9 protein-coding genes and 1 pseudogene are annotated in these 7329 nt (G+C 46.6%); 9 read left to right on the forward strand and 1 reads right to left on the reverse strand.

Features of this window, described 5'->3' with window-relative positions:
* Positions 1 to 49: 49 nt before the first annotated feature.
* A complete protein-coding gene (locus DWY93_RS16040; RefSeq protein ID WP_242990737.1) occupies positions 50 to 883 on the reverse strand; it encodes a replication initiator protein A in 834 nt (277 codons plus the stop codon).
* 1169 nt (positions 884 to 2052) lie between these two features.
* Here DWY93_RS16040 and DWY93_RS16055 point away from each other — a divergent pair.
* The 9 genes and pseudogenes from DWY93_RS16055 to DWY93_RS16095 all read left to right on the forward strand — a co-directional run.
* Positions 2053 to 2874, forward strand: a complete 822-nt coding sequence (locus tag DWY93_RS16055; protein WP_002569249.1) for a ParA family protein — start codon at positions 2053 to 2055, stop codon at positions 2872 to 2874.
* Entirely contained in the window at positions 2831 to 3760 is a 930-nt protein-coding gene (locus tag DWY93_RS16060; protein WP_006059569.1) for a ParB/RepB/Spo0J family partition protein, read from the forward strand. Before DWY93_RS16055 ends, DWY93_RS16060 begins: the two co-directional genes overlap by 44 nt.
* Before the next feature lie 11 nt (positions 3761 to 3771).
* Complete coding sequence (locus tag DWY93_RS16065) at positions 3772 to 4044, forward strand: DUF5720 family protein (protein WP_007862445.1); 273 nt, start codon at positions 3772 to 3774, stop codon at positions 4042 to 4044.
* Positions 4045 to 4072: 28 nt separating this feature from the next.
* The gene (locus DWY93_RS16070) at positions 4073 to 4261 is read left to right on the forward strand and encodes a hypothetical protein (protein ID WP_006059571.1); all 189 of its coding nucleotides are present in this window, start codon (positions 4073 to 4075) and stop codon (positions 4259 to 4261) included.
* Positions 4262 to 4328: 67 nt separating this feature from the next.
* The gene (locus DWY93_RS16075; protein WP_006059572.1) at positions 4329 to 5207 is read left to right on the forward strand and encodes a DUF6017 domain-containing protein; all 879 of its coding nucleotides are present in this window, start codon (positions 4329 to 4331) and stop codon (positions 5205 to 5207) included.
* 36 nt (positions 5208 to 5243) lie between these two features.
* On the forward strand, positions 5244 to 6011 hold the full coding sequence (locus DWY93_RS16080; RefSeq protein ID WP_002589066.1) for a phage antirepressor KilAC domain-containing protein: 768 nt from the start codon (positions 5244 to 5246) through the stop codon (positions 6009 to 6011).
* A 23-nt stretch (positions 6012 to 6034) separates the two neighbouring features.
* Positions 6035 to 6346 carry a DUF5720 family protein gene (locus tag DWY93_RS16085; protein WP_008723307.1) on the forward strand — a complete coding sequence of 104 codons (312 nt, stop codon included), beginning with the start codon at positions 6035 to 6037 and terminating at the stop codon, positions 6344 to 6346.
* Between the two features lie 100 nt (positions 6347 to 6446).
* On the forward strand, positions 6447 to 6947 hold the full coding sequence (locus DWY93_RS16090; protein ID WP_008723309.1) for a PcfB family protein: 501 nt from the start codon (positions 6447 to 6449) through the stop codon (positions 6945 to 6947).
* Positions 6944 to 7329, forward strand: a pseudogene (locus DWY93_RS16095) (type IV secretory system conjugative DNA transfer family protein); the annotation flags it as partial. The gene DWY93_RS16090 and the pseudogene DWY93_RS16095, both read left to right, overlap by 4 nt.

Raw genomic sequence — 7329 nt, forward strand, 5'->3', positions numbered from 1 at the left:
CATTTGCTATGTGTAGTGATATTCTATGGAATCAGTACTGTGTATTCATTTATAGAAGCGGATTCCTATCAAAATATATACCAAGATTACTGTTTCTCTCCAGTGAATGTCTTTCTTCTTTAATGTACCTCCAGGACATAACATATCGAATGTGTTCGACATTCAGTTTCATAAACCGACTGCGGACAATTTCTGCTGGACGTTCCTCTGCACCAATGCGAATCAATGGTCGCTTCGTGCAAACTGTTTCAACGATCAACTCCAGAATGTTATCCAACATTTCGGAATCGTAAGGGTAATCCTTCTTCAACAAATCAATACTGAGCTGATCCGAGAAATAATCAAAGTATTCTTGATACCGGTCATTCTCGTCCATCATTCCACCATTTCCGGAAGGAAAGATAGAATCAGTATCACTAAATTCAGTATTTTTAATATCAGTATTATTACATTGTGATTTCGGAAGTTCTTGAGTTGTGATTTCCATTGTTCCAGAATTGTGATTTTCACAATTCAAGAGTTGTGAATCCACAGCAGAGATAAAGTTCTTCACATAGATCAGGTTGGGCTTTCCCAAACCCTGGCGCTTACGTTCAATCAATCCTGCTTTCTTCTCAAGTTCACTGAGCAGCTTGATAGCCTTTTGTTCAGCACAGTTCAGAGCCATCTTCGCTTCGTCGATTGTAAAAATGATATACACTCGACCGTTTTGATCGATCCAACCATTCTTGGCAGACAGGCTCATGCGGTCAAGCAAAATGCCATACAGCATCTTGGCATCGGCAGAAATATTCCAAAACCTCTCGTTCGTGAACAACACCTTCGGAACTCGATAGAATGTGAATAGCTCGGATTGCTGACCGTAAAAATAATCAAAACTCACACGGCTTCACCACTTTCTTTCTGCGGAAAACTTTCTGTTGTCAGTAGAACGCTGCAGAAAGTCGTATCCGTCTTTTCGTGAGGACATCGGGCAAAATAGCAGAAGCGGTATTCCTGTTCATACGCATCCATATCAACGAAGCCCCACTTCACGCATAACCTTCTTCGTACACCAGCCAATGCACGGGTGATCTCGCCCATAGGGACAGTCATCACATTCCGACTTGGATTTCGGTGGCAAAGAGATTAAGTAGTAGCAATTATTTCTACCCAGACGGCAACCCTTTCTGCCATTCGTCCAGTAGTAGCAGTAATGGCAATCGCTCGGCTTGTCTGCGGCATAAACAGGCTTGCTCAAATAAAACACCTCCAATCTCTTGTATTTGCCCATGGTTTTGGGCATAAAAAAAGAGCGCCTATCCATCCCCAATGCGGGGCAAATAGACGCTCTATGTAGATAACGATATTCAATTTTATCTGCTATAACTGCATGGTACTCAAAACATCCGCCTTTTTTGATTAGCTGGATTTTTGGCACGATTTTGGGGCTGATTAGCAGGAAGGGTATTTTCATTAGCAAGAACAGCCTGTTTTCTGCTAAAAATTAGCTGGCGATTTTGTCTTATAACAACCGTTCGATTCTGGAGGGCTTGTCAAAAATCAAATTTTGGAGTAGAATTCTATCCCATACAGTGAAAGAGCTTTTTCGTGCCTTTTCATATAAGAAAAGCCGAAAACCCTTGAAAACAAAGGCTTTCGGCGTTGTTCACTGGCGTCCATAAGAGGATTTGAACCTCCGACCCCACGCTTAGGAGATGGACCCAGTGCATATATTCCCTATCAACAGGGATAAAGAAAATGCAGTTATATCAAGGCTTTTCTCCATGTTCTCTATAAACCTTGTACAAGCAAAATCAAGCAAAAACAAAGGATTTTAGCCCCCTATTGTTTGCACTCTGTTTGCAAAGGCGCGAAATTTGGCGTTAGCCAAAAGTTCAATTCCCGTCGAGACTTAATTATATTCATGGTATCGTGGACATAGTTTACCATACATAGAGGTTCATTACAAGAGGTATTGAGCCAGTGAAAGTGCCTGTTTTATCTTTCTCAGGAAAGGTAAAGCAGGCACTTTTTTTCATATCTAAACTTAGAAAGAAATGAGGTGAAATCATGAATACACAGATTATTGCCATAGCCAACCAAAAAGGTGGTGTCGGCAAAACAACCACTTGTGCCAATCTTGGAATTGGTCTGGCGCAGTCCGGGAAGAAAGTCCTTCTGATTGACGGAGACCCACAGGGAAGCCTGACCATCAGCTTGGGCAATCCTCAGCCTGATAAGCTGCCCTTTACACTGTCAGACGCTATGGGCCGTATTTTGATGGATGAACCAATTCGTCCCGGCGAGGGTATCCTGCACCACCCTGAGGGCGTAGACCTGATGCCTGCGGACATCCAGCTATCTGGTATGGAGGTATCTCTGGTAAACGCTATGAGCCGAGAAACCATTCTGCGACAATATCTGGACACGCTGAAGGGGCAATACTCCCATATCCTTATTGATTGCCAGCCCTCCCTGGGTATGCTTACGGTCAATGCACTGGCTGCCGCTAATAGGGTTATAATCCCCGTCCAGGCAGAGTATCTTCCAGCTAAAGGTTTGGAGCAGCTTTTGCAAACTATCAATAAGGTTCGCAGACAAATCAATCCCAAGCTGCAAATTGATGGGATTCTGCTGACGATGGTAGACAGCCGAACCAATTTTGCCAAAGAAATCTCCGCTCTTCTGCGCGAAACCTATGGCAGTAAGATCAAGGTGTTTACATCAGAAATTCCTCATTCTGTCAGGGCTAAAGAAATCAGTGCTGAAGGAAAAAGCATTTATGCCCATGATCCTAATGGCAAAGTGGCTGAGGGCTACAAAAATCTGACGAAGGAGGTATTGAAACTTGAAAAGCAGCGCGAAAAAAATAGAGCTGGCCTCAGTAGATGACCTGTTTTCTACAGAAGAAAGTCGGCAAGACGAGCAACTGGAAAAAATTCAGGAAATTCCCCTATCTGAACTGCATCCGTTCAAGGATCACCCCTTCAAGGTCAAGGATGATGATGCAATGATAGAAACCGCAGACAGCATCAAAAAGTATGGTGTGTTGGTTCCTGCGATTGCCAGACCACTGCCTGATGGCGGTTATGAGCTGGTAGCCGGTCACAGACGCCGCAGAGCCAGCGAATTGGCCGGAAAAGAAACCATGCCTGTCATTGTGCGCGACTTGGATGACGATGCTGCCACAATTATTATGGTTGACAGCAATTTGCAGCGAGAAAATCTGCTCCCCAGTGAAAGGGCTTTTGCCTACAAAATGAAGCTGGAAGCCATTAAACATCAAGGAGCAAGAACAGACCTGACTTCTGTTCAAGTTGAACAGAAGTTGAGCGCCAGAGACCAGGTGGCAAAAGAAGCCGGTGAACGAAGCGGTATCCAGGTAATGCGATATGTTCGTTTGACTGAACTGATTCCAGAGCTTTTGGATATGGTGGATGAAAAGAAAATCGCATTTAACCCAGCCTATGAACTCTCTTTTTTGAAACCGGACGAACAGCAAATGCTGGTGGAAACAATGGACTATGAGCAGGCTACCCCTTCTCTCTCTCAGGCTCAGCGAATGAAAAAGTTCAGCCAGGAAGGGAAATTGTCAGAAGATGTGATGCTTGCCATCATGTCAGAGGAAAAAAAGGGTGATCTGGATAAAGTGACCTTGAGCAGCGATACCTTGCGAAAGTATTTCCCCAAAAGCTATACACCGGCCAAAATGCAGGAAACCATTATTAAACTGCTGGAACAATGGCAGAAAAAACGCCAACGAGATCAGGAACGATGAAGGGAGAGCCTATGAAAGATATTGCAGCAAGGGAACTGAAAGGCCACAACATTCTTGCAGTGGAGCGATTTTGGGACAGCACTTTCTGGATGATTGAGTTTACTGTCTTGCGCCCTACTGCTTATGGAGAACCTGGTGACGAAATGAGGCTTTTTCTCACAGAGGACGGGTATCAGTCAGCTCTGCAAAGCCAGCAGCGTCGAGAAATCAAAATTAAGAGATATGCCCATGTTATTGAGGGGCATATCCTCGACTTCAAGCCTAAAAAACACCGTCGTTCATAACCGATACAACGAAAGGAAAGGAATGAATATGTGTACTGTAAGAGAAATCCGAGAAGCTATTCAAGAAGATTGCCGCTCACAGCGTGATATGGAATCCACCGAGATTGACCGTGTTTTTCAAACCTTACCATTTTCTCAGGAAAGGGATCTGTTTGATAAACCACCAATGCCAAAACGCCCCTACCGACGCAAGAAAAAAGATACAGACAGACCCTAACCGATGCCACAATTCTTTTATGAATTGCGGCTTTTTTCATACCTGAGAAATGAAAGGAGTGAAGTAAATGGCTGTTTTTCGTGTAGAACGCACTGGCGATTACACGGTTATGAGCAATTTTCATCTAAAAGACAAACGACTTTCTTTGAAGGCAAAGGGTCTCTTGTCGCAAATGTTATCTCTGCCTGATGACTGGGATTATACGCTGTCAGGACTCAGCTATATCAATCGAGAAAGCAAAGATGCAATCCGCTCTGCTGTCAATGAGCTTGAAACAGCCGGATACATTCGGCGCAGACAGACAACTGATGCTTCTGGTAAATTCGCAGCCAATGAGTATACCATTTTTGAGCGTCCCATCGAGGGAGAACCGATGTTGGATAAGCCGTTGTCGGAAAACCCGATAACGGTAAACCCGTCAGCGGTAAATCCGTTACCGGAAAATCCAACACAATTAAATACTAAGAAATCAAATACCCAAAAACAAAATACTCATGGATCAAATACCGATTCCATTCCCTTCCGGGAAACAGCGGCGGTAATACCGCCGGAACGGAAAGGAAGGGATGCGATGTCTGTCACAGAGATAGAAAATTATCGGGAATTGATTTTGGAGAATATCGAGTATGATTGTCTGAAGCAGCGTTATCCTCTCTACCTGGATGACCTGAATGAGATCGTAGAGCTGTTGGTAGAAACGGTCTGTGCCAAACGAAAGACCACCCGGATCTCTGGTGCGGACTTTCCTCATGAAATTGTACGCTCCCGCTTTTTGAAGCTGGACAGCTCTCACATCGAGTTTGTCATGGACTGTCTGCAAAAGAACACCACCCAGGTACACAACATCAAGCAGTACCTGCTTGCAGTGCTGTTCAACGCTCCTACCACCATGAATAACCACTACACTTCACTGGTAAATCACGATATGCACGCAGGCGGCTGGTAATCAGCCGCTTTTGTATTACACCAAAGGAGGCACAGCATGAATCAGATTGAAATTTTCAATAGTCCAGAGTTCGGAAGCATTCGCACTTTGGAACAGAATGGCAAAGTATTATTTTGCGGTACAGATGTGGCAACAGCGCTGGGATATACCAATCCACGCAAAGCCGTCCGCGACCATACCAGGGGTGGAACGAAATGTTCCATAGGGGTCCAGACTGGGAAAAAGGCAGATGGAAGCCCCGCGGTACAAATGGTCGAAATGCTCTTTATCCCCGAAGGTGATCTATATCGTCTGATCGCCCATAGTAAACTGCCGTCAGCGGAACGGTTTGAACAATGGGTGTTTGATGAAGTTCTACCTGCCATTCGCAAGCACGGAGCCTATCTCACAAAAGAGAAGTTGTGGGAGATAGCCACTTCTCCGGAAGCTCTGATAAAGCTCTGCTCCGAGCTGCTTGCTGAGCGGGAAGAAAATGCGTCGCTACGAGAGGAAAATGCCCTGCTGGAGAGTAAGGCAGCCTTTTATGATTTGTTCATCGACCTCAATCACAGTACCAACCTCCGCACCACCGCCAAAGAGTTGCTTGTCCCGGAGCGTCGGTTTGTCCGTTTCCTTCTGGAAAAGCGTTTTGTGTACCGCACCGCATCCGGTAATGTACTGCCCTATGCAAAGCCAGCCAATGAAGGACTGTTTTGTGTCAAAGACTACTGCAATCACGGGCATATCGGCTCCTATACGCTGATAACCCCGCAAGGCAAACTCTACTTTGCTCAGCTGAGAGACATGATTTTGATGGTTGTATGAGAGTGGGAAAGGAAGTGAGTTTTATGCCAGAAGGCAAAACAATCGGTCAGCTGATGGAAGAAATGCGCCAGAAAGCTGGAGCGCAGAACTATCACGGCCATGACTACATGGATCTCCAGCGATTTGCTGAGAACACCCGGCACATGATTATTTTTGATGTGCTGACGCATGACTCCCCGGTGGGCTGGAAAGGTGAACGAACCCGCCTGTTTTTGTCAGATAAGGGCTATGAAAAAGCTCTGGACAGTCAGGCAAAGGGACAGATCAAGATTCTCAGTCATGCAAAGGTCAGAAATGGAGATTTGCTCTATGACCGTTCTGAGCAAATTCGTTGAGGGCGGTTCGATGAAGAAATACCTTCTCCGGCGGCTGGTGGTCCCGCCTTAGAAATAAATGCACCACCCCTGCACATTTTGTGGAAAGGAGGCGATGAAAATGCAGGAAGAAGTGGAAAACAGGACTTTAACGCTGGTTGTCAGCGGAACAAAGTTCACCGGCAGGCTGCTCAAAGCCGCCATCAGCAAGTACCTTGCCCACCGCAAGGAAAAGAAGCTGCAAAAGCAGAGAAGCCGTGACGCGCCTGTGAAGCCCCAGGGCAAGCAGACGGTGAAACAGCTGATTGGTCAAAACCAAGGGGTTTCCAACATCGAGATCACCGACCCCTCCATCAAGGAGTTTGAGAAGATCGCCCGGAAATACGGCGTGGACTATGCGGTGAAGAAGGACCGCAGCAGCTCCCCACCCAAGTACCTGATCTTTTTCAAGGGTCGGGACGCGGATGCCCTGACCGCTGCTTTTACCGAGTACACCGGGAAAAAGGTCAGAAAGGCGGAGAAATCCGAGCGCCCGTCCGTGCTGGCAAAGCTGAGCCAGTTCAAAGAACTGGTAAAACACGCCGTCGTGGACCGGAACAAGCGGAAGGAGCTGGAACGATGAAAAAGCAGCTGAACATCAAAAAGCTCATTTTGCTGAATCTGCCGTATATCCTGATGGGGCTTTTCTCCACCAACTTCGGTGAAGCGTGGCGGATGGCCGTGGGTGCGGACGCTTCGGCAAAAATGCTCTCGTTCTTCTCCACGCTGCCGGTGGCGCTGGCCAGCTGGTGGCCCAGCCTGCACCCGCTGGACCTGCTGGTGGGCCTGTGCTGCTGCGGCGGCCTGCGGCTGGCTGTGTACCTGAAAAGCAAGAACGCCAAGAAGTACAGGCACGGCATGGAATACGGTTCCGCCCGGTGGGGAACCCATGAGGACATTACACCCTACATCGACCCGGTATTCCAGAACAATGTGATTCTGACGAAAACGGAGAGCCTGACAAT

The organism is Clostridium sp. AF28-12 (assembly GCF_003435225.1).
GTDB lineage: Bacteria > Bacillota > Clostridia > Lachnospirales > Lachnospiraceae > Pilosibacter > Pilosibacter fragilis.

Bases quoted from the DNA above. Each gene is read 5' to 3' on its own strand.
- DWY93_RS16055 (WP_002569249.1), top strand. From the start codon at position 2,053: ATGAATACACAGATTATTGCCATAGCCAACCAAAAAGGTGGTGTCGGC.
- DWY93_RS16065 (WP_007862445.1), top strand. From the start codon at position 3,772: ATGAAAGATATTGCAGCAAGGGAACTGAAAGGCCACAACATTCTTGCA.
- DWY93_RS16070 (WP_006059571.1), top strand. From the start codon at position 4,073: ATGTGTACTGTAAGAGAAATCCGAGAAGCTATTCAAGAAGATTGCCGC.
- DWY93_RS16075 (WP_006059572.1), top strand. From the start codon at position 4,329: ATGGCTGTTTTTCGTGTAGAACGCACTGGCGATTACACGGTTATGAGC.
- DWY93_RS16080 (WP_002589066.1), top strand. From the start codon at position 5,244: ATGAATCAGATTGAAATTTTCAATAGTCCAGAGTTCGGAAGCATTCGC.
- DWY93_RS16085 (WP_008723307.1), top strand. From the start codon at position 6,035: ATGCCAGAAGGCAAAACAATCGGTCAGCTGATGGAAGAAATGCGCCAG.
- DWY93_RS16090 (WP_008723309.1), top strand. From the start codon at position 6,447: ATGCAGGAAGAAGTGGAAAACAGGACTTTAACGCTGGTTGTCAGCGGA.